Here is a 21,945-nt window from a genome sequence, read left to right as displayed (position 1 = left end):
GGCTTTCGGGCGGGCAGGGGGTCAGGGATAGAAGACGTAGAGCCGGTAGCCGGCGGCGACGACGTCCTTCGCCTCCAGCCAGAGGCGGACGCCGACTTCGCCGTTGGGCGGGAAGACGGTCGGGTCGAGTTTCGGCGGCAGGTAGTCGGCCGGCTGCAGCACGCGGCGCACCACCGCGTTGTCCTGCACGTCGGTGAGCGTGACTTCCAGCAGCGGCCAGGCCTGGGCGTAGGCGGCGCGGTTCTTCAGCGTCGCCGACAGCGCCAGCGCACCGCCTTGCGCCGGGTCGATCTGCAGGTCGGAGGACTCGATGCTGACCAGCTCGCTGTGCCGTGGCAGCGGGATGTCGCAGCCGAGCGCGGCGCAGCCGGCTTCCAGCAGCGGGCGTAGGGCCGGGCTGGCGACCGCGATCTCGGCGCGGAAGTGGTGGCCGACCTGGCCGGCGAGCGCGACCAGCAACAGCAGCGCCGCCAGCACGAACGGCCACAGCGGCCGCGCCGTCGGCTCGGCGAGCGAGGTGGTGCCGGTGAAGGCGCCTTCGGCCCACTTGTTGTAGCCCGGCAGTTCGGTGGTTTCGCGGGCGGCGACGAGGCCGGCGGCGAGTGCGGTGTCGCGCACGGCTTCCGGCGACAGCGGCGGCGCCTCTGCCGCTTCGTCGGGGGCGGATTCGATCGCGTGCTCGCCCGCAGGTTCGGCTTTGCGCGCGGCCGGCTCGGGTTCGATCCCGGGAGATGCCTGCGCGATATCGGCGGGTACGTCGGAGATGTGCTCGGTTTCTTCGTCTTTGTCTGCCTCGGCGATCGCGGCCGGGGCGAAATCGGCGACCGGCGGGACGGGGGCCGCTGCCGGCGCAGCCGGGGGCGGCGGGAGCGACTCCGCCGCGCTTGCCGGGGCCGTTTCCGTGGCCGGCGGCGTCGCCTCGAGCAGCGTGTCGAGCGCGTTGAACACTGTCTGGCACTTGCCGCAGCGCACCTTGCCGGCGCGCGCCTTGAGCTGCTCCGGCGTGACGCGGAAGTTCGTGCCGCAGGCCGGACAGCAGGTCAGCATGCGCTGCCTCCCGGCTTGCGGCCGGCCAGGCAGACCCAGCCCTCGCGCGTATCGGCGACGGCGAGCGGAATCCACGGCGCATAGATGTCGATCAGCTCCGCCGCCTGCTCGGCGAGGATGCCGGACAGCGCCAGGTGTCCGCCGGCGCGGACGTAGCCGCAGATCGCCGGCGCCAGCGCGCGCAGCGGGTTGGCGAGGATGTTGGCGACGACCAGGTCGAACTGGCCGGCAAGCGGCGCGGCGGAGTCGAGAAAGCGGGCGCTCACTGCATTGCGTTCGGCGTTGGCCTCGGCGGCGACGACCGCCTGCGGGTCGATGTCGACGCCGGTGACCGGGACGGCGCCGAGCTTCGCCGCCGCGATGGCGAGGATGCCGGAGCCGCAGCCGTAGTCGAGCAGCGACTGCCCCGGCTGCACGCTGCGTTCCAGCCACTCCAGGCATAGCCGGGTGGTCGGATGCGAGCCGGTGCCGAAGGCCATGCCGGGATCGAGGACGAGATTGACCGCGTCCGGGTCGGGGGCGTCGTGCCAGGACGGCACGATCCACAGCCGGTCGGAGATGCGGATCGGCTCGAACTGGGATTGCGTCAGCTGCACCCAGTTCTGCTCGGCGACTTCCTCGACGCTGTACGACGGCCGTTCAGCCAAGCCGACCGCGTCGGCCGCCGCCGCGACGCAGGCGGCAATGTCGGCCGCCGGATCGAACAACGCGGCGATGCGCGAGCGGTCCCAGCCCGGCGTCGTGATCGAGCCGGGCTCGCCGAACTGCGGCTTTTCCTCCGCGGTGCCGGCGGCGGCGTCCTCGATCGTCGCCGACAGCGCGCCGCCCTCCATCAGCGCGTCGGCCAGTGCCTCGGCGTGCGCGCAGTCCGTTTCCAGCGTCACCGACAGCCAGGCCATCGCGCGCGCCCTACTTCTTGACCTCGCCCTTGGCGGCGAGCTTGTGTTCCAGGTAGTGGATGCTGGTGCCGCCCTGCACGAAGTTGGCGTCCATCATCAGTTCCTGGTGCAGCGCGACGTTGGTCTTGATGCCCTCGACGCTCATCTCGGACAGGGCGATGCGCATGCGGCGGATCGCCTGCTCGCGCGTGTCGCCGTAGGCGATCAGCTTGCCGATCATCGAATCGTAGTGCGGCGGCACGGTGTAGCCGTCATAGACGTGCGAATCGACGCGGATGCCGGGGCCGCCGGGCGGGTGCCAGAACGAGATCTTGCCGGGAGAAGGAACGAACGTGAAGGGATCTTCGGCGTTGATGCGGCATTCGATCGCGTGCCCCTTGAACGTGATGTCGCGCTGCTTGAAGCGCAGCTTCTCGCCGGCGGCGATGCGGATCTGCTCCTGCACGATGTCCACGCCGGTGATCGCCTCGGTGACCGGGTGCTCGACCTGGACGCGGGTGTTCATCTCGATGAAGTAGAACTCGCCGTTCTCGTAGAGGAACTCGAAGGTGCCGGCGCCGCGGTAGTTGATGCGGCGACAGGCGTCGGCGCAGCGTTCGCCGATGCGGGCGATGTGCCGCGGCGCGATGTGCGGCGCCGGGGCCTCCTCGATCACCTTCTGGTGGCGGCGCTGCATCGAGCAGTCGCGCTCGCCGAGGTAGATCGCGTTCCGGAAGCTGTCGGCGAGGACCTGGATTTCCACGTGGCGCGGGTTCTCCAGGAACTTCTCCATGTACACCATCGGGTTGCCGAAGGCCGTCTGCGCCTCGGTGCGGGTCATGTTGACGGCGTTGATCAGCGCCGCCTCGGTATGCACGACGCGCATGCCGCGGCCGCCGCCGCCGCCCGCGGCCTTGATGATCACCGGGTAGCCGATGCTCTTGGCGATGCGCACGATCTCCTTCGGGTCGTCGGGCAGCGCACCCTCCGAGCCGGGAACGCAGGGCACGCCGGCGGCCTTCATCGCGTCCTTGGCGGAGACCTTGTCGCCCATCAGGCGGATCGTCTCCGGGCGCGGGCCGATGAACGAGAAGCCGGACTTCTCGACGCGTTCGGCGAAGTCGGCGTTTTCCGACAGGAAACCGTAGCCGGGGTGGATCGCCTCGGCGTCGGTGACCTCGGCCGCCGAGATGATCGCCGGCACGTTGAGATAGCTCTGGGCCGAGGCGGCCGGGCCGATGCACACCGATTCGTCGGCGAGCTTGACGTACTTCGCCTCGCGGTCGGCTTCCGAGTGCACGACGACCGTCTTGATGCCCAGCTCGCGGCAGGCGCGCTGGATGCGGAGCGCGATCTCGCCGCGGTTGGCGATGAGGACCTTTTCGAACATGGGATGCTTACCCGATGATGAACAGCGGCTCGCCGAATTCGACCGGCTGGCCGTTCTCGACCAGGATGGCCTTGATCGTGCCGGAGGCGTCGGCCTCGATCTCGTTGAGGAGCTTCATCGCCTCGATGATGCACAGCGTGTCGCCTTCCTTGACCGTCTGGCCGACTTCGACGAAGGGCTCGGCGCCGGGGCTGGACGAGCGGTAGAAGGTGCCGACCATCGGCGCCTTGACGGCATGGCCTTCCGGCTCTTCGTCATCGAGGTCGACCGACGACGTGCCGGCGGCGGGGGCGGCCATCGGCATCGGCGCCGCGGCCGGCATCATGTAGGTCGTCTGGCCGGCGGGCGCCGCGAAGTGCTTGGCGATGCGCACCTTCTCCTCGCCCTCGGTGACTTCCAGCTCGGAGATGCCCGACTCCTGGACGAGGTCGATCAGTTTCTTCAGTTTTCTGAGGTCCATCAATTTCTCCCTACGAAAATACGGTGGTGGCCGCGTGGCGGCCAGCGGAAACGGCCGGAGTCCCTTTGACCCCGGCGGGCTTCAGTCGTTGTTGAGCTTGTTGAGCAGGTATTCCAGCGCGAGCAGGTAGCCTTCGCTGCCGAGGCCGCAGATGACGCCGATTGCCAGGTCCGAGAAATAGGAGTGCTGGCGGAAGGGTTCGCGCGCGTGGACGTTGGACAAATGAACTTCGACGAACGGGATGGCAACGGCGGCGATCGCATCGCGAAGCGCGACGCTGGTGTGCGTGTACGCCGCCGGGTTGATGACGATGTAGCGGACGCCTTCGTCGCGCGCGGCGTGGATGCGCTCGATCAGCGCGCCCTCGTGGTTGCTCTGGAAGGTCTCCAGTTCGACGCCTGCGGCTTCGGCACGGCAAGCCAGCGCGCGGTTGATGTCGGCCAGCGTCGCCGCCCCATAATGCTGCGGTTCGCGGGTGCCGAGCAGGTTCAGGTTCGGGCCGTGGATCACCAGCAGCTTGGCTGCCGGTGCCTTGGCGCGCGCCTTGTCGCCGTCATTGGAAGCCGGTTTTTGCTTCTTCATGGCGGCAAGTTTGCCGCAAATCGACGCAACTTGTCCAGTTGCGCATCACGGTCTGATGGTTCGTCGCCGGACGTGGGGATGTGCGGCCCGCGGAATGCAGCGTGGGCAGGGCGGTTTCTTTTCTGTGCCGCCAGTTTCGGCGAAATGGATGCAAGTTACGCGCAGATCGCGGCAGGACTAGTCGGGCGAGCCTGCGGCGAGGAGGTTCTGCACGGCGCCGAGGCGCGCCCGTTCGCGCGGCCGGCCGTCGCGGCTCTTCGGTGCGATGCGCTCGTCGAGCGTCGGGTAGATCACCAGATTGGCGACCGCGTCGTCCGATTCGACGACCAGGACCGCTTCCGCCCGGTCGTTGCGCGGCGTCGCATGCGAGTACGGGATGCCGCGGTTGAGCAGGAAGATCTCGACTTCCTTGGCGCTGTCGGCGAACAGCTGCAGGTCGATCTCGGCGAAGCGGCCGGCCGTGCCGTCGAGCACCGAGCCGGTCAGATAGGGGCGGAATTCCTGCAGGATCTGCATTAGTTCGACCGCTTTTTGCCGAAGATGCCGGATTCGCTCGCGCTGCTCGTCGTCCTGGAATACCGCCTGCCATTCGCGCAGTGCGTCGTCGAGCTCGCCGTTGGTCGGCAGCGGCGTTCCCTCGGGCAGGCCCAGCTGGCGCAGCGCCTTGCGCTTGGCTTGCGTGTAGTCGGTCATGCCGTCCTCGGCGATCAGCCGGGCGGCGGCGCTGCAGATGCTGGCGCGGGTGCGGTCGAGCCGGTGGGGCATGGGGAGTCCGGGGGGGAGGGTGGGGCGTGTTCGGGAAGTGTACAATGCGGCCTGCCTTTTAGCCATTTCAATGCGGGACCTTCGGCATGCACATCCATATCCTCGGCATCTGCGGCACTTTCATGGGCGGCATCGCCCAGCTCGCGCGGGCGGCCGGGCATCGCGTGACCGGCTGCGACGCCGGCGTCTACCCGCCGATGAGCACGCAGCTGGAGGCGTCGGGGATCGAGCTGATCGAGGGCTACGACCCGGCGCAGGTCGCGCTGGCGCCGGATGTTTTCGTGATCGGCAACGCCGTTTCGCGCGGCAACCCGCTGCTCGAGGAAATCCTCGACCGCGGCCTGCCCTACGTGTCCGGCCCGCAATGGCTGGCGGATAACGTGCTGTGCGGAAAGTGGGTGCTCGCCGTCGCCGGCACGCACGGCAAGACGACGACCAGCTCGATGCTGGCGTGGATCCTGGAGGATGCCGGCATGGCGCCGGGCTTCCTGATCGGCGGCGTGCCGATGAACTTCGGCGTCTCGGCGCGGCTGGGGGACACCCCCTTCTTCGTGATCGAGGCCGACGAATACGACACCGCCTTCTGCGACAAGCGATCGAAATTCGTCCACTACCGGCCACGGACTGCGGTACTGAACAATCTCGAGTTCGATCACGCAGATATCTTCTCCGATCTGGCGGCGATCGAAACGCAATTCCACCATTTGGTGCGCACCCTGCCGCGCTCCGGGCTGATTGTCGCCAACGCCGCCGAAGAGAGCCTCGGGCGCGTGCTGGCGCGCGGCGCGTGGACGCCGGTCGAGCGTTTCAACGCCGCCGACGCCTGGCGCGCGGAAGGCGACGACGCCGGCGGCCGGCTGGCGCTGTTCAACGGCGGCGCGCTGGTCGGCGAAACGCAGTGGGCGCTCACCGGCGCGCATAACCGCGCCAATGCGGTGGCGGCGCTGCTCGCCGCGCGCCACGTCGGGGTGCCGCTGGAGAAGGGGCTGGACGCGCTGACGCGCTTCGCCAACGTCCGCCGGCGCATGGAAGTGCGCGGCGTCGCCGGCGGCGTCACCGTCTACGACGACTTTGCGCACCATCCGACGGCGATCGCGACGACCGTTGCCGGCCTGCGCCGGAAGGTCGGCAGCGCGCGCATCCTGGCCGTGCTCGAGCCGCGCTCGAACACGATGAAGCTGGGGGTCATGAAGGAACAGTTGCCGGGCAGCCTCGCCGAGGCCGACGCGGTCTTCTGCTACGGCGCCAACCTCGGCTGGGACGCCGCCGCGGCGTTGGCGCCGCTGGCGGCGAAGGCCTGCGTCGAGGACGACCTCGGCCGGCTGGTGGCGCGCATCGCCGCCGCGGCGCGTCCCGGCGACCATGTGCTGGTGATGAGCAACGGCGGCTTCGGCGGCATCCACGAGAAGCTGCTGCAGGCGCTGGGCGCCTGAGCGATGCGCTTCGCGCATCGCGAGGAAGTACTCTCGGGGTGCGCCTGAGCGGAGCGCAAACTCCGCGAAGAAATCCCTTCCTTCGGGCGGCTGTTTTCGCAGTCGCCGGCTGTGCTCAGCCGAACAGCCGGTCGGCGAACAGCGCCGCGAAGAGCAGCGTCAGGTAGACGATCGAGTAGCGGAAGGTGCGCTTCGCCAGTGCGTCGCTGTAGTTGCGATAGAGGGCGACGGCGTAGGCGATGAAGCCGAGGTTGAGCAGCGTCACCGCGGCGAGGTAGAACCAGCCGCTCATGCCGAGCGTGAACGGCACCACCGTCGAGGCCGTCATCATCACCGTGTACAGCAGGATGTGCTGGCAGGTGAAGCGGATGCCGTGCGTCACCGGCAGCATCGGCAGGCCGCTCTTCTCGTAGTCGGCGATGCGGTAGCAGGCCAGCGACCAGAAATGCGGCGGCGTCCACAGGAAGATGATCAGGAACAGCGCCAGCGGCTCGGCCGACACGGTGCCGGTCATCGCCGCCCAGCCGAGCACCGGCGGCATCGCGCCGGAGGCGCCGCCGATGACGATGTTCATCGGCGTCGCTGGCTTCAGCAGCGCGGTGTAGATCACCGCGTAGCCGACGAAGGTGGCGAAGGTCAGCCACATCGTCAGTTCGTTCACGAAGGCGTGCAGCAGCCACAGGCCGGCGCCGCCGAGCAGGAAGGCCAGCGTCAGCGTCGCCCGTGTCGAGGCCTCGCCGCGCGCGGTGGCGCGGGCGCGGGTGCGCGCCATCAGCGCGTCGATGGTGCGCTCGACCAGGCAGTTGATCGCCGCCGCGGCGCAGGCGACCAGGCCGATGCCGAGCGAGGCGGCGAGGAACAGCTTGAGCGGCGGCAGTTCGCGCGAGGGGAGCAGCATGCCGATCATCGCAGTGAACACGATCAGGCTGTTCACGCGCGGCTTGCACAGCTCGGCGAAGGCGGCGAGGCGCTGCGGCAGGGTCGGGTTGGCGGTGTGGCTGTGGCCTTGCATGTGACGGTATCTACCCAATCCAGGAATATTTCAGGAGCCGCTCGAGGTCGGCGCGCACGCCCTTGGCCTCGGCCTCGGGCGCGTATTGCATCATCAGGTTGCCGGCCGGGTCAACCACGAAAAGGCGGTGGCGCGCGCCGGCGGCGAGCGCCGTGCGCCACGCGGGCGGCGGCGCGGCGAGCAGCAGGTCGGGCTGCTTCGCCTGCAGCGCGACGAGCGCCGGCGTCGTCGCGTCGACGAGGACGATGCGGCGCAGCCGCCCCATGTCGCGGTTGAGCGAAACCTGGATCGCGCGCGTCTGTTCGGCGAGCGCGACGCAGGCCGCCTCGCACGGCGCATCGCCGGCGACCAGCAGCAGCCACTTGCCGGCGACGGCGGTGGCGGCGTCGGCGCCGAGCGCCGCCAGCGGCAGCGGCCGCAGCGGCTGGACGAGTTCGCCGTGGTTGCTGGTCTTCGCCGGTCGCCAGCCGAGCAGGTACATGCCGCCGCCGATCGCCACCGGCAGCAGGAAGATCGCCAGCGTCAGCAGCAGTGCGCGCTGCCCCGACGTGAGGCGCGGCGCGGCCGGCGGCGGGGCGGCGGTCGTCTTCATCGTTGCCTCAGCCACGGACGGAGCAGGAAGAACAGCCAGATGCCGACGGTCGCTGCGGCGAAGCCGAACCACTGCCAGGCGTAGCCGAGGTGGCGCTCGATCCGTTCGTCCGGGCGCGGCCAGTCGCGGACGAAGCCGCCGCCCGCGCTGTCCGCGGCGAGTTCGAGGACGACCGGCTGCAGCGGGAAGTCCACCGCCTGCCGGTAGCGGGCGAGGTCGAGGTTCTGCCAGACGCGCATCGCCGGCGACTCCCAGCCGACGGCCGGCTCGGCCGCCAGCGTGAAGAAGCGCGTGCCGGGGACGACCGCGGTGGCCTGCAGCGCGACCGTGCCCGTCGGTGTCTCGATCGCCGGCAGCGTGCGGCGGTCGGGGCCGGCCGGCACCCAGCCGCGGTTGACCAGCACGCGCATGCCGCCCGCGCCGTCCGCCGCGCCGCCGTCGATGCGCAGCGGCGTCACGACGTGGTAGCCGGCCTGCTCGCGATGCACGCGGTTGTCGATCAGGATCTGCCGCGCCGGCTCGTAGACGCCGCGCACGACGACGCGCCGGTAGCGCATCGCCTCGGCGTCGACCGGCGTCGCCGGCAGGGTCGCCGGCGCCTCGACGGCGCGCGCGTCGAGCAGCGCCTGCCGTGCCTCCTTCGTCGCCGCCTTGTCCCACTGCCACTGGCCGAGCGAGACGAACAGCGGCACCAGCAGCGCGACCAGCGCGCCGCCGCCGAGGACGACGAAGCGGCGCGACGCCGGCCGCGCGCCGGCCGCCGGAACTTCGCCCACCGGCACGTGTTCCAATTGGCTGGACTCCTTGCGGACCTCGCCCATGATCAAGCTGCTGGTTGTCTTCACGCTGCTCGCCATCGTCGCCAGCCTGTTCTCCGGCCTGTGGTTCCTCTACCGGGACCGCGGCACCGGCACCCGCGCCGTGCGGGCGCTCACCGTGCGCATCGGCCTGTCGATCTCGCTCTTCATCCTGCTCCTCGTCTCCTATCGCTTCGGCCTGATCCCCGGCTACAGCCAGTAGACGAAGACGAAGAGGCCGAGCCAGACCACGTCGACGAAGTGCCAGTACCAGGCCACGCCCTCGAAGGCGAAGTGGCGCTCGGCCGTGAAGTGGCCCTTCAGGCAGCGCCCGTAGATCACCATCAGCATGATCGCGCCGAGCGTCACGTGGAAGCCGTGGAAGCCGGTGAGCATGAAGAAGGTCGCGCCGTAGACGCCGGCGCCCATGGTCAGCCCGAGTTCGTGGTAGGCGTGGTGGTACTCCCAGGCCTGGAAGCCGAGGAAGACGACGCCGAGCGCGATGGTCAGGAAGAGGCCGAGGTTCAGCTGGCGGCGGTTGTTCTTCAGCATCGCCCAGTGCGCCCAGGTGATCGTCGCGCCCGAGGTGAGCAGCAGCGCGGTGTTGATCGCCGGGATGCCCCAGGCGCCCATCGGCGTGAATGCCGCCGCCTTCGGGCCGCCGCCGGCGGTCGGCCAGAGCAGGTCCTTGTATTCCGGGTAGAGCGTGACGTCGTGCCGCGGCAGCATGCCGAGCAGGTCCGGCACCGAGATGTTGCGTACGTAGAACAGCGCGCCGAAGAAGGCGGCGAAGAAGGCCACCTCGGAGGCGATGAACCAGATCATCCCGTAGCGGAAGGACTTGTCCTCCCACTCGCGGTAGGCGCCGCTCTGCGACTCGTAGATCACCTTGCCGAACCAGCGATGGAGCACGGTGAGGATGACGCCGACGCCGGCCAGCATCAGCCACGGCCCGGGAACGAACTTGTTCATCTGCAGGATGAAGCCGAAGGCGAGCAGGAACAGCCCGCCGGAGAGGATGAACGGATAGAGCGAGGGCTGCGGCACGTAGTAATGCGCGGCACGGGCGGCGGTGGGGGTCTGCGACATGTTCACTCCCTGCTGTTGAGCGCCGTCCGGTCCTGGACGGCGGTGAAGAACGCGTAGGAAAGGGTTACGTGCCGGATGTCCGGGTCGATCTCCGGCTTGACGATGAAAGTGAGCGGCATCTCGCGCGATTCGCCCGGCGCCAGCGTCTGCTGCGCGAAGCAGAAGCACTCGATCTTGTCGAAGTGCTGCGCCGCCTGCCCCGGCGTCACGCTCGGCACCGCCTGGCCGGTGATCGGCTTGTCCGAGGTGTTGCGCACCAGGTACTTGACCATCTGCATCTCGCCCGGATGCAGCTCCAGGCTGAAGGTCAGCGGCCGCATGTCCCACGGCAGGCCGGGCATCACCGTGCCGGTGAACTCGACGGTGACGGTGCGGCTGCGGTCGATGCGCGACGGCGGGTCGCCGGCCGTCGCGCCACCCTTGATGCCGCCGAGCGAGAAGCCGCCGAGTCCCTTGTCGCCGGGGCCGCCGGCGGTCTTGCCGTTGAAGCCGGTGGCCGCGCACAGCACGTCGTACAGCGGCACCAGCGCGAAGCCGAAGGCGAACGCGGCGACGACGCCGGCGAGCAGCTTGCCGACCAGCTTTCCGTGCGCGACGTTCGGCGTCGTCATGATCGCCGCCTAGCGGAACCAGAAGGCCGCGCCGTAGAGGCACAGCGCGACGGCGCCGATCGCCCAGGCCAGCCGCCGGCTGGCGGCGCGGCGGCGGGCGAGTTCGCTGTCGGTCCAGGAAGGGTTCATCCCCGTCTCCTCACTTGATCGCCGGGGGCGTCTCCCAGCTGTGGTGCGGCGGCGGCGACGGGAGTTCCCACTCCAGCCCCTCGGCGCCCTCCCAGGCGCGGCCGGCCGCCGGTTCGCCGCCGCGGATGCATTTCCAGATGTTGTATGCGAAGAGCAGCTGCGAGACGCCGAGGATCAGCGCGCCGACGGTCGAGATCGCGTTGAACTCGGTGAACTGCAGCGCGTAGTCGGGGATGCGCCGCGGCATGCCGGCCAGCCCGAGGAAGAACTGCGGCAGGAAGGTCAGGTTGAACGAGATGATCGTCAGCCAGAAGTGCAGCCTGCCCAGCCGCTCGTCGATCATGTTCCCGGTCCACTTCGGCAGCCAGTAGTAGACGCCGGTCATCACGCCCATGATGCCGCCGGCGAACAGCGCGTAGTGGAAGTGGGCGACGACGAAGTAGCTGTGGTGGTACTGCGCGTCCGCCGCGACGTCGGCGAGCACCAGCCCGGTCAGGCCGGCGATGCCGAACAGCACGATGAAGCCCTGCGCGAACAGCATCGGTGTCTCGAAGCTCATCGCCCCCTTCCACATCGTCGCGATCCAGCAGAAGAAAAGCACCGCGAGCGGCAGCGAGATCGCCATCGTGCTGTACATGAAGTAGAGCAGCGCCGGCACCGGCATGCCGGCGGTGAAGAAGTGGTGCGCCCAGACGATCACCGACAGCACGCCGATGGCGACGAAGGCATAGACCTGCGCCTTGTAGCCGTAGATCGGCTTGCGGCTGAAGGTCGCCAGCACGTGCGGCATCAGCCCCCACAGCGGCAGCAGCAGGATGTACACCTCGGGGTGGCCGAAGAACCAGAACAGGTGCTGGAACAGGATCGGGTCGCCGCCGCCGGCGGCGTTGAAGAAGTGCGTACCGAAGTGGCGGTCGGTGAGCAGCATCGTGATCGCGCCGGCCAACACCGGAATGGTCGCGATCAGCAGGAAGGCGGTGATCAGCCAGCCCCAGCAGAAGATCGGCAGCTTCAGCATCGTCATCCCCGGCGCGCGCAGGTTGAAGATGGTGACGATGACGTTGATCGAGCCGAGGATCGAGCTGATGCCGAGGATGTGCAGTGCGAGGATGGCGAAGTCGACGCCGAGGCCGCCCTGCACCGACAGCGGCGCATAGAGCGTCCAGCCGGTGGCCACCGCGCCGTCGCCGATGCCGAAGATGGCCAGCACGAAGGGCAGCGTCAGCAGCATCGCCGCCGGCGGCAGCAGCCAGAAGCCGAGGTTGTTGATGCGCGGCAGCGCCATGTCCGGGGCGCCGATCATCAGCGGAATCTGCCAGTTGGCGAAGCCGGTCGCCGCCGGCATCAGTGCGGCGAAGATCATCACCAGCGCATGCACGCCGATCAGCTGGTTGAAGAACTCCGGCTGCATCAGCTGCAGCCCGGGCTGGAACAGCTCGACGCGCACGGCGAGGATCATCGCGCCGCCGACGAAGAACATCAGCAGCGAGAAGAGCAGGTACAGCGTGCCGATGTCCTTGTGGTTGGTCGTCGTCAGCCAGCGCAGCAGGCCGCTCGGATGGTGCGCCGCGTGCGTGTCGGCGTGGGGGGCGGTCGTGGCGTGGCTCATGAGCGGGCCTCCTCTCGCAAGAGCTTGATCTGGGCGGGCTGGATCAGGTCGCCCTTGTCGTTGCCGAACGCGTTGCGCTCGTAGGTGACGACGGCGGCGATGTCGACGTCGGACAGCGTGTTCCTGAACGCCTGCATCGCCGTGCCCTCCTTGCCGTTGAGCACGCGGTCGAGGTGGCTGTCCCTGACCAGCTTGCCGTCCGCGGCGAGCAGCGGGCCGCCGACGATGCGGCTGCCGGCGATCGCCGGGAAGGCCGGTGGCAGCCCCTTGCCGTCCGCCTGGTGGCAGGCCGCGCACTGCGCTTCATAGACCGCCTTGCCGCGCGCGAACAGCTCGTCCTTGCTCCAGCTGCGCTCGGCGCCGGCGCTCGCCGCCGCCAGCTCCGCCTGCTTCTTCTCGACCCAGGCGGCGTATTCCGGTTCCGGTACCGCGCGCACGACCACCGGCATGAAGCCGTGGTCCTTGCCGCACAGCTCGGCGCACTGGCCGCGATAGACGCCGGGTTCGTCGATCCTGACCCAGGTCTCGCGCAGGAAGCCGGGCACCGCGTCGCGCTTGACGCCGAACTGCGGCACCCACCAGGTGTGGATGACGTCGGTGGCGGTGAGCAGCACGCGCACCTTCTTGCCGACCGGCAGCACCACCTCGTGGTCAGTCTCGAGCAGGTAGTGTTCGCCCTTCGCCTCGCGGTTGGCGACCTGCTCGCGCGGCGTCGACATCGTGCTGACGAACTTGATGCCCGACTCGGGATACTCGTACTGCCACTTCCACTGCATGCCGGTGACCTTCAGCACCATGTCCGCCTTGGTCTTCGTGTCCTCCATGTCGATCACCGCGTGGTAGGCGGGGATGCCCATCAGCACGAAGTCGATGAACAGCAGGATGGCGAACGGGATCAGCGCCCAGATCCACTGCACCGCGCCGTTCGGCCCGGAGAAGCGCACCGGCTGGTGGCCGACGCTCTTCCGGTGCTTGATCATCGAATAGATCATGATCGCGAAGACGACGACGAACAGTGCGCCGATGATCAGCATGAACTCGTTGTGGATCTTCAGCGTGTCGCGCGCGATCGGCGTCACCGGCGGCGGGAAGTTCCAGGTGTAGTCGGCCTGCGCGCCGCCGCTGGCGAGCAGGCCGGGCAGGGCGCCGAGCGCGGCGGCGAGCGCCGGCCGCGGACGGGCGAAGCGTGGGGTCGTCTTCAAGTTCCCTCCTCCGTTGGGGTTGTGCTGCTGCGGTGATCGGCTGCATCCGGTGTGCCCCGGTGTGCGGCGGTGGATTCCGGCCCGGATGCGCCCGCGTGCGCGGGGCGGCCGGCGGTGCTGGCGTGATGGTGACAGCGCGCGGCGGTGGCCGGCAGGGGGCGCCGGGCGGGGAGGGCGGCAACGGCACTTGCGCCACCGGGAGCGTGCCGGGTGGAAACGCGGCCGGAGCCGGCCGCGCGTCGTCGTTCCGCAATCCTCCACCTGACAGGCACGGCCATCGGTGTCCCCTTTCCGAGAAGCTGAGCGGTTTTTTTGATTTAGATCAAATTTGCGGTCAGTGTAAATAAGCACACAAACTGATGCAATAGTGCGCGCCGCATGCAACTCTCTGATTGCAAACGGCAAGTTTTGTTCCGATGTTGCGCTGCGGAAGATGCTCGCAGCGCGTGGGGACGCGTTTCCGGGCGGGGGAGTGGGGGCAGGGCGGGGTTTTTTGCTGCAGCGAACAACGGCTGCCGGCGCGGAAAAACAAAACGCGGCCTGCCGGCCGCGTTCGGAACGGGAAGGGGCTCAGACGTACCCCGAGAGTACTTCTTCGCGCTACGCGGCGCGTAGCGCTCAGGCGCGCCCCAAGGGCACTTCTTCGTGATGTGCGGGGCACATCACTCAGGCGCTGAGCAGGCCCTTCATCTTCTGTAGCGCCTTCGCCTCGATCTGGCGGATGCGCTCGGCCGAGACGCCGAACTCGGCGGCCAGCTCGTGCAGCGTCGCCGCCTCGCCCTCGGCCAGCCAGCGCGCCTCGACGATTCGGCGGCTGCGCTCGTCGAGGCCGGCCAGCGCGGCCTGCAGTCCGTCGCTTTGCAGCCGGTCGTACTCGCGCGCTTCGAGCACGCGGGTCGGTTCGCTGTTGCTGTCGGCCAGCCAGGCGATCGGCGCGAACTTCTCGTCCTCGTCGTCGTTGGCTTCCAGCGCCAGATCGTGGCCGCCGAGACGGGTCTCCATCTCGGTCACCTCCTCCGGCTTGACGCCCAGCTGCTTCGCCACCTCCAGCGTCTGGCCCGGGGTCAGCGCCTCGCTGCCCGGCTTCAGGCTGCGCAGGTTGAAGAACAGCTTGCGCTGCGCCTTGGTCGTCGCGACCTTGACCAGCCGCCAGTTCTTCAGCACGTATTCGTGGATTTCGGCCTTGATCCAGTGGATCGCGAACGAAACCAGGCGTACGCCGCGGTCCGGGTCGTAGCGCTTGACCGCCTTCATCAGGCCGATGTTGCCTTCCTGGATCAGGTCGGCGTGCGGCAGGCCGTAGCCGAGATAGCCGCGGGCGATCGAGATCACCAGCCGCAAATGCGAGAGCACCAGCTGGCGGGCGGCATCGAGATCCTGCTCGTCGCGGAAGCGGCGGGCGAGCGACGTCTCCTCCGCTTCGCTCAGCATCGGAAAACGGTTCGCCGCCTGGATGTAGGCATCCAGGTTGCCGACTGCGCTGGGCATCGGGAGAGCCAGGGCATTCGTCATGGGGCGTTGTCCTCCTTGGGTAGGTCCGGGATCATTTTAGCACTCGCCGTCATAGAGTGCTAACGAGGAAAAAAGTTCTTGGCCTCAGCGGCTTAGCGCTGGCGCAGGCTGATCGCGACCGAGCACTGCGCGCCCAGCCAGCCGAGCAGCGCGCCACCGGCGACGAGCAGCACGGCGAAGCCCGGCGTTGGCCCGCGCAGGCCGAATTCCGCGCCGTAGAGCTCGGCCAGCTCGCCGATCGCGGGCGCGAGCAGGGCGCTGCCGATGAATACCAGCAGGCAGGCCAGCGCACCGCCGAGACCGCCCTGGAGCGCGCCGAAGTAGCTGAACGGCCGCCGGATCCAGGCGTCGCTGGCGCCGATCAGGCGCGCCACCTCGATTTCCGCGCCCTGCGCGAGAATCTGCAGGCGAATCGTGTTGAAGGTGACGGCGACCAGCGCGGCGGCGAAGACGGCGCCGATCAGACCGACGGCCAGCCGGCCGATGCGCAGCAGTGCGTCGAAGCGCTTGGCCCAGGCGGCGTCGAGCTGGACGTGGGCGACCTTCGGCCAGCCGGCGATGGTTTTCGCCAGCGCCGCCATCGCTTCCGGCGCGGTGTCGGCCGGCTCGATCGCGAAGGCGTCGGGCAACGGGTTGCGCGGCAGGCTGGCGACCACCTCGGCCATGCCGGCGCTGCCTTGCAGGCGCTGCAGCGCCTCCTCGCGCGGCACGAAGCGCCATTTCCCGGGCGCTGCCGCCCGCAGCCGCGACTCGATCTCGGCCACCGCCTTGCGGTCGGCGTCCTGCGTCATGAACACGCTGATCTGCTGCACGCCCGAGGCGTTGCGCGCCGCCTGCTGCGCGTTGTCGAGCAGCAGCCAGCCGGCCGCCGGCAGCGTCAGCGCGATGCCGATCACGAACAGCGACAGCGCGGTGTTCAGCGCCGCCGCGGCCAGCCGCCGCAGCGCGTCGCGCAGCGCGGCGCCGTGCTGGGTCAGCCAGGCCTTCATTGGGCGAGGCTCCCGCGGGCGAGGCGCAGTTCGCGCGCACCCGGCAATCCGCTCCACTGCGGGTCGTGGGTGGCGATGATCACGGTCACGCCGACCTGGTGGAAGGCGCGGAAGATGTCGAGGATGCCGGCTGCCGAGTCGACGTCGAGGTTGGCGGTCGGTTCGTCGGCGAGTAGGACCGCCGGCCGGTTGACCACGGCGCGGGCGATCGCCAGCCGCTGTTGCTCGCCGCCGGAGAGCGCGATCGGGTTGGCGCGGGCGCGGTCGAGCAGGCCGACCTTGTCGAGCGCCGCCTGCGCGCGGCGCAGCGCCTCGTGCCGCGGCGTGCCGACGATGGCCAGCGGCAGCAGCACGTTGTCCAGCGCGTTGCGGTCGAACAGCAGCTTCTGGTCCTGGAAGACCAGGCCGAAGTTGCGCCGCAGGTAGGGCAGCGCGCCCGGGCGCAGTGCGGCGAGGTTCTGGCCGTTGACGACGATGCTGCCCGAGGTCGGGCGCTCGATCGCGGCAAACAGCTTGACCAGCGTCGACTTGCCGGCGCCGGAGTGGCCGGTGACGAAGACCATCTCGCCGGCGCCGATCTCGCAGCTGACGTTGTCCAGCGCGGTGAGGCCGCCCGGATAGCGCTTGCCGACACCCGAGCAGCTGATCATTCGAACATCGCGTCCACGAAGTCGCGGGCGACGAAGGGGCGCAGGTCGTCGATGCCCTCGCCGACGCCGATGAAGCGCACCGGCTTCGGGCACTGCCGCGCGATCGCCGCCAGCGCGCCGCCCTTGGCGGTGCCGTCGAGCTTGGTGACGACCAGGCCGGTGACGTGGATCGCCTTGTCGAAGGCCTTCACCTGCGCCAGCGCGTTTTGGCCGATGTTCGCGTCGAGCACCAGCAGCGTCTCGTGCGGGCCGCTGTGGTCGGCCTTCTTGATCACGCGGCGGACCTTGGCGATTTCCTCCATCAGGTGCAGCTGCGTCGGCAGCCGGCCGGCGGTGTCGGCGAGCACGACGTCGATGCCGCGCGCCTTGGCGGCCGCGATCGCGTCGAAGATGACCGCCGCCGGGTCGCCCGATTCCTGCGCGACGACGGTGACGTTGTTGCGCTCGCCCCAGGTCATCAGCTGCTCGCGCGCGGCGGCGCGGAAGGTGTCGCCGGCGGCGAGCAGCACCGATTTGCCCTGCGACTGGAAGTACTTGGCCAGCTTGCCGATCGAGGTCGTCTTGCCGGCGCCGTTGATGCCGGCGATCATGATGATGAACGGGCGGTGCGAGGCGAGGTCGAGCGGCTGCTCGAGCGGCTTCAGCAGCTCGAGCAGCGCGTCGGCGAGCGCCTGCTGGATCGCCTCCGGCGTTTCCAGCTTGTCCTTCTTCGCGCGCGCCTTCAGCGCCGTCAGCAGGTGCTCGGTGGCCTCGATGCCGATGTCGCTGGTCAACAGCAGCGTCTCCAGCTCCTCGAGCAGTTCGTCGTCGACCTTGCCGCGGGCGAAGATCGATTTCAGCTTGCCGCCGAACTGCGCGCGCGTGCGCGCGAGGCCGGCCTTCAGGCGTTCGCGCCAGGAGGGGGCAGCGGCGGCGTCCGGTGCGGCGCTGCCGTTGTCGGTGGGTTTCTTCAGGAAGCCAAACATGCGGGGTCCGGGTCGTGTGAGGGCCGAGCGCGAGCGTTGCCGTGCCGGGGCGGTGTTAAGATTGGCGCCCCGGCGTGGCGATCCGCTCGCCGAAAACGAAATTTTAACAGAAGCCCCCTGATGACCATGCGACGACAGCTCCTCGCTTCACTGTTCGGGCTGGCCTGTACCCTCGCCGCCCCGCCCCTCCTCGCCAATCCCTACGCGCACAAGCTGGCCAACGGCCTCTCCGTGATCGTCAAGGAAGACCGCCGCGCGCCGACTGCGGTGCATATGGTGTGGTACCGCGCCGGCTCGATGGACGAGAGCAACGGCACCACCGGCGTCGCCCACGTGCTCGAGCACATGATGTTCAAGGGCACGCCGAAGGTCGGGCCGGGCGAGTTCAATCGCCTCGTCGCCGCCGCCGGCGGCCGCGACAACGCCTTCACCAGCCGCGACTACACCGCCTACTTCCAGCAGGTGCCGAAGGAGAAGCTGGAGGAGATGATGGCGCTGGAGGCCGACCGCATGCGCCACCTGACGCTGTCGGCGAACGAATTCGAGCAGGAGATCAAGGTGGTGATGGAGGAGCGCCGGCTGCGCACCGACGACCAGCCGCAGTCGCGGCTGTTCGAGGCGATGAATGCGGTCGCCTTCCAGTCGCATCCCTACCGCCGGCCGATCATCGGCTGGATGAGCGACCTCGAGCACATGACGGTGCAGGACGCGCGCGACTGGTACGAGCGCTGGTACGTGCCGAACAACGCCTACGTCGTGATCGTCGGCGACGTCGACCACCAGGCCGTCTTCAAGGCCGCCGAGAAACTCTACGGCGGGCTCAAGGCGCGCCCGCTGCCGGCGCGCAAGCCGCAGGACGAGCCGGCGCAGGCCGGCATCCGCCGGCTGACGGTGAAGGCGCCGGCCGAACTGCCGGTGCTGATCATGGGCTACCGCGCGCCGGTGCTGAAGGACGTCGACCAGGACGTCGATCCCTACGCGCTGGAGATGCTCGGGTCGGTGCTCGCCGGCCACGGCGCGGCACGCTTCTCGAAGCACCTGGTGCGCGAGCAGCGCCTCGCCGTCTCGGCGAGCGCGGACTATGACGCGTCGGCGCGCGGCCCGGGCATGTTCTACCTGGTCGGCACGCCGTCGCAGGGCAGGACGGTGGCCGAGATGGAGGCCGGCCTGCGCGCCGAGATCGCGCGCATCCAGGACGAGGGCGTCAGCGCCGAGGAACTCGAGCGCGCCAAAGCGCAGCTGGTGGCGAGCGAGGTGTACAAGCTCGACTCGATGTTCGCGCAGGCGATGGAGATCGGCCAGCTGGAGGCGGTCGGTCTGCCCTACGGCAAGAGCGGGCGGATCATCGAGAAGCTGCAGGCGGTGACCGCCGAGCAGGTGCGCGAGGTCGCCCGCCGCTACTTCGTCGACGACAGCCTGACGGTCGGCGTGCTCGATCCGCAGCCGCTGGCGTCGGCGACGCCCCGCCGCTTTGCGGCGCCGATCCGGCACTGACGGGGATTTCGGGAATGAAAACGATGACCAGGAAGCTTCTTCTCGCGCTCGGTCTCTGCGCCGCCACGCTGGCCGCCGAGGCCGGCGTGCGCATCGAGCACTGGCAGGCGCCGTCCGGCGCCCGCGTCTATTTCGTCGAGTCGCGCGCGCTGCCGATCGTCGACGTGCAGGTCGACTTCCCCGCCGGCGCCGCGCAGGACCCGGCCGACAAGGCCGGGCTGGCGCAGCTGACGCGCGGCCTGATGGACCTCGGCGCCGGCGGCATGGACGAGAACGAGGTGGCGACCAAACTCGCCGACCTCGGGGCGCGGCTGGGCGGCGGCGCCGACACCGACCGTGCCAGCGTCAGCTTGCGCACGCTGGCGATGCCGGACAAGCGCAACGCCGCCTTCGCCATCATGCGCGCGGTGATCGCCGAACCGCGCTTCGACGCGGCCGTCTTCGAGCGCGAGCGGGCGCGCACCGTCGCCGCGTTGCGCGAGGCGCTGACGCGGCCGGAGACGATCGCCGCGCGAGCGTTCTGGGCCGGGCTCTACGGCGACCATCCCTACGGCCGGCAGCCGACCGTCGACAGCCTCGGGCGGATCTCCGGCGACGACCTGTGCGCCTTCCATGCCGCGCGCTACACCGCGCGCACGGCGGTGGTCTCGATCGTCGGCGACTTGAGCCGCGCCGAGGCCGAGGCGCTGGCGCAGCAGCTGACCGGGGCGCTGCCGGCCGGCGAGGCTGCGGTGCCGACGCCGGCGGTGACCTTGCCGGCCGCCGGCGAAGTGCGCTTGCCGCACCCGGCGGCGCAGGCGCATATCCAGTTCGGCCTGCCGGCGCTGAAGCGCGGCGACCCCGACTTCTACGCGCTGATGGTCGGCAACTACAGCCTCGGCGGCGGCGGCTTCGTCTCCCGGCTGATGAAAGAAGTGCGCGACAAGCGCGGCTTCGCCTACAGCGTCTACAGCTACTTCGCGCCGATGAAGGAGGCCGGGCCGTTCCAGATCGGCCTGCAGACCAAGCGCGAGCAAGCCAAGGACGCGCTCAAGGTGGCCCGCGACGAGCTGCTGCGCTTCCTCGCCGAAGGGCCGAGCGAGGACGAGCTGAAGGCGGCGAAGGCGAACATCGTCGGCAGCTTCCCGCTGCGCCTCGACTCGAACCGCAAGATCCTCGACAACGTCGCCGCGATCGCCTTCTACGGGCTGCCGCTCGACTACCTCGACACCTACGCGGCGAACATCGGCAAGGTGACGGCGGCCGACGTGCGCGCGGCCTTCGCCCGCCACGTCAAGCCCGAGCACCTGGTGACCGTGGTGGTGGCCGGCGAGTGAAGCCGCCCGGCAAGCGCGCGGCGGCCGACGGCGGCGGCCAGCTGCGCATCATCGGCGGTGAATGGCGGCGGCGGGTGCTGCGCTTCCCCGGCGGCGAAGGCCTGCGGCCGACGCCGGACCGGGTGCGCGAGACGCTGTTCAACTGGCTCGGCCAGGAACTTTCCGGCCTCTCCTGCCTCGATCTCTTTGCCGGCAGCGGCGCGCTCGGGCTGGAAGCGGCCTCGCGCGGCGCCGACCGCGTCGTGCTGGTCGAGCGCGAGCCGAAGGCGGCTGCGGCGCTCGCCGCAAACGTCCGTTTGCTCGGCGCCGGCGGCAAAGTGGAGCTAGTCTGCCAGGATGCGCTAAAATTCGCGGTCTCGACGCCGCTTGCCTTCGACGTGATCTTCCTCGATCCGCCGTACCGGCAGGGCTGGATCGAGAAGCTCTGCCCGCTGCTGCCGCGCCTGGCGAACCCCGACGCGGTACTTTATGTCGAAGCCGAAAGCCCGCAGGACGGCATCGGCGACTGGCGAACGGTGCGCCGCGGGCAGGCGGGACAGGTTTTTTATCACCTCATGCGGCGGGAAAGCCCTCAGGATGCTGAATCATCGCGTAGCGATCTACCCGGGCACCTTTGACCCGATGACCCGCGGCCACGAAGACCTCGTGCGTCGCGCGTCGAGCCTGTTCGACCAGGTCGTCGTCGGCATCGCGCAGAGCCGCTCGAAGCGGCCGTTCTTCTCGCTCGAGGAGCGGGTCGAGCTGGCGCGCGAGGTGCTGGCGCCGTACCCGAACGTCGAGGTCGTCGGCTTCTCCAACCTGCTGATGGACTTCCTGCACGAGCGCGGCGCCAAGGTCATCCTGCGCGGCCTGCGCGCGGTCTCGGACTTCGAGTACGAGTTCCAGATGGCGGGCATGAACCGCAACCTCTATCCGGAGGTCGAAACAGTATTCCTGACGCCGGGCGAACAATACATGTTCATCTCGGCGACGATGGTTCGCGAGATCGCCGTGCTCGGCGGCGATGTCAGCAAGTTCGTCCACCCGCTGGTGCATGAGCGGCTGGCGCAAAAGGTTTCCGAGACTTTCAACAATTGAAGGAAGAGCAGCTATGGCTTTGATGATTACCGACGAATGCATCAACTGCGACGTGTGCGAGCCGGAATGCCCGAACGAGGCGATTTCGCAGGGCGCCGAGATCTATGAGATCGACCCGGCCAAGTGCACGGAGTGCGTGGGCCACTACGACACGCCGCAGTGCGTGGAGGTGTGCCCGGTGGACTGCATTCCGAAGAACCCCGATGTGGTCGAGACCGCCGACCAGCTGTGGGTCAAGTACGAGCAGCTGACGGGGAACAAGCGCCCGGCCTGACCGCCGCTCGCCGGAACGACAAGAAAAAGCGCCGCAGCCCCGGGTCGGGGGTGCGGCGCTTTTTTCTTTGCG

At 69.2% G+C, this 21,945-nt stretch carries 24 protein-coding genes; 7 read left to right on the top strand and 17 right to left on the bottom strand.

All coding sequences use genetic code 11. The annotated features are described in order from the left end of the window. Positions 1-21: 21 nt before the first annotated feature. The 6 genes from IWH25_RS01370 to IWH25_RS01345 all read right to left on the bottom strand — a co-directional run bounded on the left by IWH25_RS01370 (position 22) and on the right by IWH25_RS01345 (position 5,122). Complete coding sequence (locus IWH25_RS01370) at positions 22-1,047, bottom strand: DUF3426 domain-containing protein (RefSeq protein ID WP_203387572.1); 1,026 nt, start codon at positions 1,045-1,047, stop codon at positions 22-24. Further along, positions 1,041-1,946 carry a 50S ribosomal protein L11 methyltransferase gene (gene prmA, locus IWH25_RS01365; RefSeq protein ID WP_203387571.1) on the bottom strand — a complete coding sequence of 302 codons (906 nt, stop codon included), beginning with the start codon at positions 1,944-1,946 and terminating at the stop codon, positions 1,041-1,043. The genes IWH25_RS01370 and prmA overlap by 7 nt, the downstream gene beginning before the upstream one ends. Positions 1,947-1,956: 10 nt before the next feature. After that, entirely contained in the window at positions 1,957-3,315 is a 1,359-nt protein-coding gene (gene accC, locus IWH25_RS01360) for an acetyl-CoA carboxylase biotin carboxylase subunit (RefSeq protein ID WP_203387570.1), read from the bottom strand. A 7-nt stretch (positions 3,316-3,322) separates the two neighbouring features. Continuing rightward, positions 3,323-3,775 (bottom strand): acetyl-CoA carboxylase biotin carboxyl carrier protein, encoded by a 453-nt coding sequence (gene accB / locus IWH25_RS01355; protein ID WP_203387569.1) that lies wholly within the window; start codon positions 3,773-3,775, stop codon positions 3,323-3,325. 81 nt (positions 3,776-3,856) lie between these two features. Continuing rightward, complete coding sequence (aroQ, locus tag IWH25_RS01350) at positions 3,857-4,357, bottom strand: type II 3-dehydroquinate dehydratase (RefSeq protein ID WP_203387568.1); 501 nt, start codon at positions 4,355-4,357, stop codon at positions 3,857-3,859. 177 nt (positions 4,358-4,534) lie between these two features. Beyond that, positions 4,535-5,122, bottom strand: a complete 588-nt coding sequence (locus tag IWH25_RS01345) for a hypothetical protein (RefSeq protein ID WP_203387567.1) — start codon at positions 5,120-5,122, stop codon at positions 4,535-4,537. 86 nt (positions 5,123-5,208) lie between these two features. On the opposite strand from IWH25_RS01345, the gene mpl reads away from it, so the two are divergent. Further along, on the top strand, positions 5,209-6,555 hold the full coding sequence (gene mpl / locus IWH25_RS01340; protein WP_203387566.1) for a UDP-N-acetylmuramate:L-alanyl-gamma-D-glutamyl-meso-diaminopimelate ligase: 1,347 nt from the start codon (positions 5,209-5,211) through the stop codon (positions 6,553-6,555). A 115-nt stretch (positions 6,556-6,670) separates the two neighbouring features. Here mpl and cyoE read toward each other — a convergent pair whose 3' ends face one another. The 3 genes from cyoE to IWH25_RS01325 are packed head-to-tail and all read right to left on the bottom strand — an operon-like array spanning position 6,671 to position 8,980. Further along, positions 6,671-7,567, bottom strand: coding sequence for a heme o synthase (cyoE, locus tag IWH25_RS01335; protein ID WP_203387565.1), 897 nt, complete (start codon positions 7,565-7,567; stop codon positions 6,671-6,673). 10 nt (positions 7,568-7,577) lie between these two features. Next, entirely contained in the window at positions 7,578-8,159 is a 582-nt protein-coding gene (locus IWH25_RS01330) for a hypothetical protein (protein ID WP_203387564.1), read from the bottom strand. After that, positions 8,156-8,980 (bottom strand): SURF1 family protein, encoded by an 825-nt coding sequence (locus IWH25_RS01325; RefSeq protein ID WP_203387563.1) that lies wholly within the window; start codon positions 8,978-8,980, stop codon positions 8,156-8,158. Before IWH25_RS01325 ends, IWH25_RS01330 begins: the two co-directional genes overlap by 4 nt. Between IWH25_RS01325 and IWH25_RS01320 the strand changes: the two genes are divergently transcribed. After that, positions 8,979-9,179 carry a twin transmembrane helix small protein gene (locus tag IWH25_RS01320; protein ID WP_203387562.1) on the top strand — a complete coding sequence of 67 codons (201 nt, stop codon included), beginning with the start codon at positions 8,979-8,981 and terminating at the stop codon, positions 9,177-9,179. The two genes, IWH25_RS01325 and IWH25_RS01320, sit on opposite strands and share 2 nt — an antisense overlap. Here the strand turns inward: IWH25_RS01320 and IWH25_RS01315 are convergent. From IWH25_RS01315 to ftsY, 8 genes are all read right to left on the bottom strand, one after another. Further along, entirely contained in the window at positions 9,167-10,045 is an 879-nt protein-coding gene (locus IWH25_RS01315; protein WP_203387561.1) for a cytochrome c oxidase subunit 3, read from the bottom strand. The two genes, IWH25_RS01320 and IWH25_RS01315, sit on opposite strands and share 13 nt — an antisense overlap. Before the next feature lie 2 nt (positions 10,046-10,047). Further along, positions 10,048-10,656, bottom strand: coding sequence for a cytochrome c oxidase assembly protein (locus tag IWH25_RS01310; protein WP_203387560.1), 609 nt, complete (start codon positions 10,654-10,656; stop codon positions 10,048-10,050). Positions 10,657-10,795: 139 nt separating this feature from the next. Then, entirely contained in the window at positions 10,796-12,394 is a 1,599-nt protein-coding gene (gene ctaD, locus IWH25_RS01305) for a cytochrome c oxidase subunit I (protein ID WP_203387559.1), read from the bottom strand. After that, positions 12,391-13,596: a cytochrome c oxidase subunit II gene (coxB, locus tag IWH25_RS01300; protein ID WP_203387558.1), complete on the bottom strand. Its 1,206-nt coding sequence runs from the start codon at positions 13,594-13,596 to the stop codon at positions 12,391-12,393. The genes ctaD and coxB overlap by 4 nt, the downstream gene beginning before the upstream one ends. A gap of 666 nt (positions 13,597-14,262) precedes the next feature. Beyond that, positions 14,263-15,108, bottom strand: a complete 846-nt coding sequence (rpoH, locus tag IWH25_RS01295) for an RNA polymerase sigma factor RpoH (RefSeq protein WP_203387557.1) — start codon at positions 15,106-15,108, stop codon at positions 14,263-14,265. A 92-nt stretch (positions 15,109-15,200) separates the two neighbouring features. Then, positions 15,201-16,097: a permease-like cell division protein FtsX gene (gene ftsX / locus IWH25_RS01290; protein ID WP_203387556.1), complete on the bottom strand. Its 897-nt coding sequence runs from the start codon at positions 16,095-16,097 to the stop codon at positions 15,201-15,203. Beyond that, entirely contained in the window at positions 16,094-16,747 is a 654-nt protein-coding gene (locus tag IWH25_RS01285) for a cell division ATP-binding protein FtsE (RefSeq protein WP_203387555.1), read from the bottom strand. The genes ftsX and IWH25_RS01285 overlap by 4 nt, the downstream gene beginning before the upstream one ends. After that, positions 16,744-17,712 (bottom strand): signal recognition particle-docking protein FtsY, encoded by a 969-nt coding sequence (gene ftsY / locus IWH25_RS01280; protein ID WP_203387554.1) that lies wholly within the window; start codon positions 17,710-17,712, stop codon positions 16,744-16,746. The genes IWH25_RS01285 and ftsY overlap by 4 nt, the downstream gene beginning before the upstream one ends. Before the next feature lie 120 nt (positions 17,713-17,832). Between ftsY and IWH25_RS01275 the strand changes: the two genes are divergently transcribed. The 5 genes from IWH25_RS01275 to IWH25_RS01255 are packed head-to-tail and all read left to right on the top strand — an operon-like array spanning position 17,833 to position 21,873. Then, a complete protein-coding gene (locus IWH25_RS01275; RefSeq protein WP_203387553.1) occupies positions 17,833-19,206 on the top strand; it encodes a M16 family metallopeptidase in 1,374 nt (457 codons plus the stop codon). A 14-nt stretch (positions 19,207-19,220) separates the two neighbouring features. Further along, entirely contained in the window at positions 19,221-20,522 is a 1,302-nt protein-coding gene (locus IWH25_RS01270) for a M16 family metallopeptidase (RefSeq protein ID WP_238998969.1), read from the top strand. Continuing rightward, positions 20,519-21,139: a 16S rRNA (guanine(966)-N(2))-methyltransferase RsmD gene (rsmD, locus tag IWH25_RS01265; protein WP_203387552.1), complete on the top strand. Its 621-nt coding sequence runs from the start codon at positions 20,519-20,521 to the stop codon at positions 21,137-21,139. The genes IWH25_RS01270 and rsmD overlap by 4 nt, the downstream gene beginning before the upstream one ends. Beyond that, positions 21,099-21,599, top strand: a complete 501-nt coding sequence (gene coaD / locus IWH25_RS01260; RefSeq protein WP_376990124.1) for a pantetheine-phosphate adenylyltransferase — start codon at positions 21,099-21,101, stop codon at positions 21,597-21,599. The genes rsmD and coaD overlap by 41 nt, the downstream gene beginning before the upstream one ends. 13 nt (positions 21,600-21,612) lie before the next feature. Beyond that, a complete protein-coding gene (locus tag IWH25_RS01255) occupies positions 21,613-21,873 on the top strand; it encodes a YfhL family 4Fe-4S dicluster ferredoxin (RefSeq protein WP_203387551.1) in 261 nt (86 codons plus the stop codon). Positions 21,874-21,945: the final 72 nt, after the last annotated feature.

Source organism: Azospira restricta (assembly GCF_016858125.1).
GTDB classification, from domain to species: domain Bacteria; phylum Pseudomonadota; class Gammaproteobacteria; order Burkholderiales; family Rhodocyclaceae; genus Proximibacter; species Proximibacter restrictus.
The sequence above is the reverse complement of the archived record's forward strand: the minus strand, read 5'-3'. Positions and strand labels throughout refer to the sequence as shown.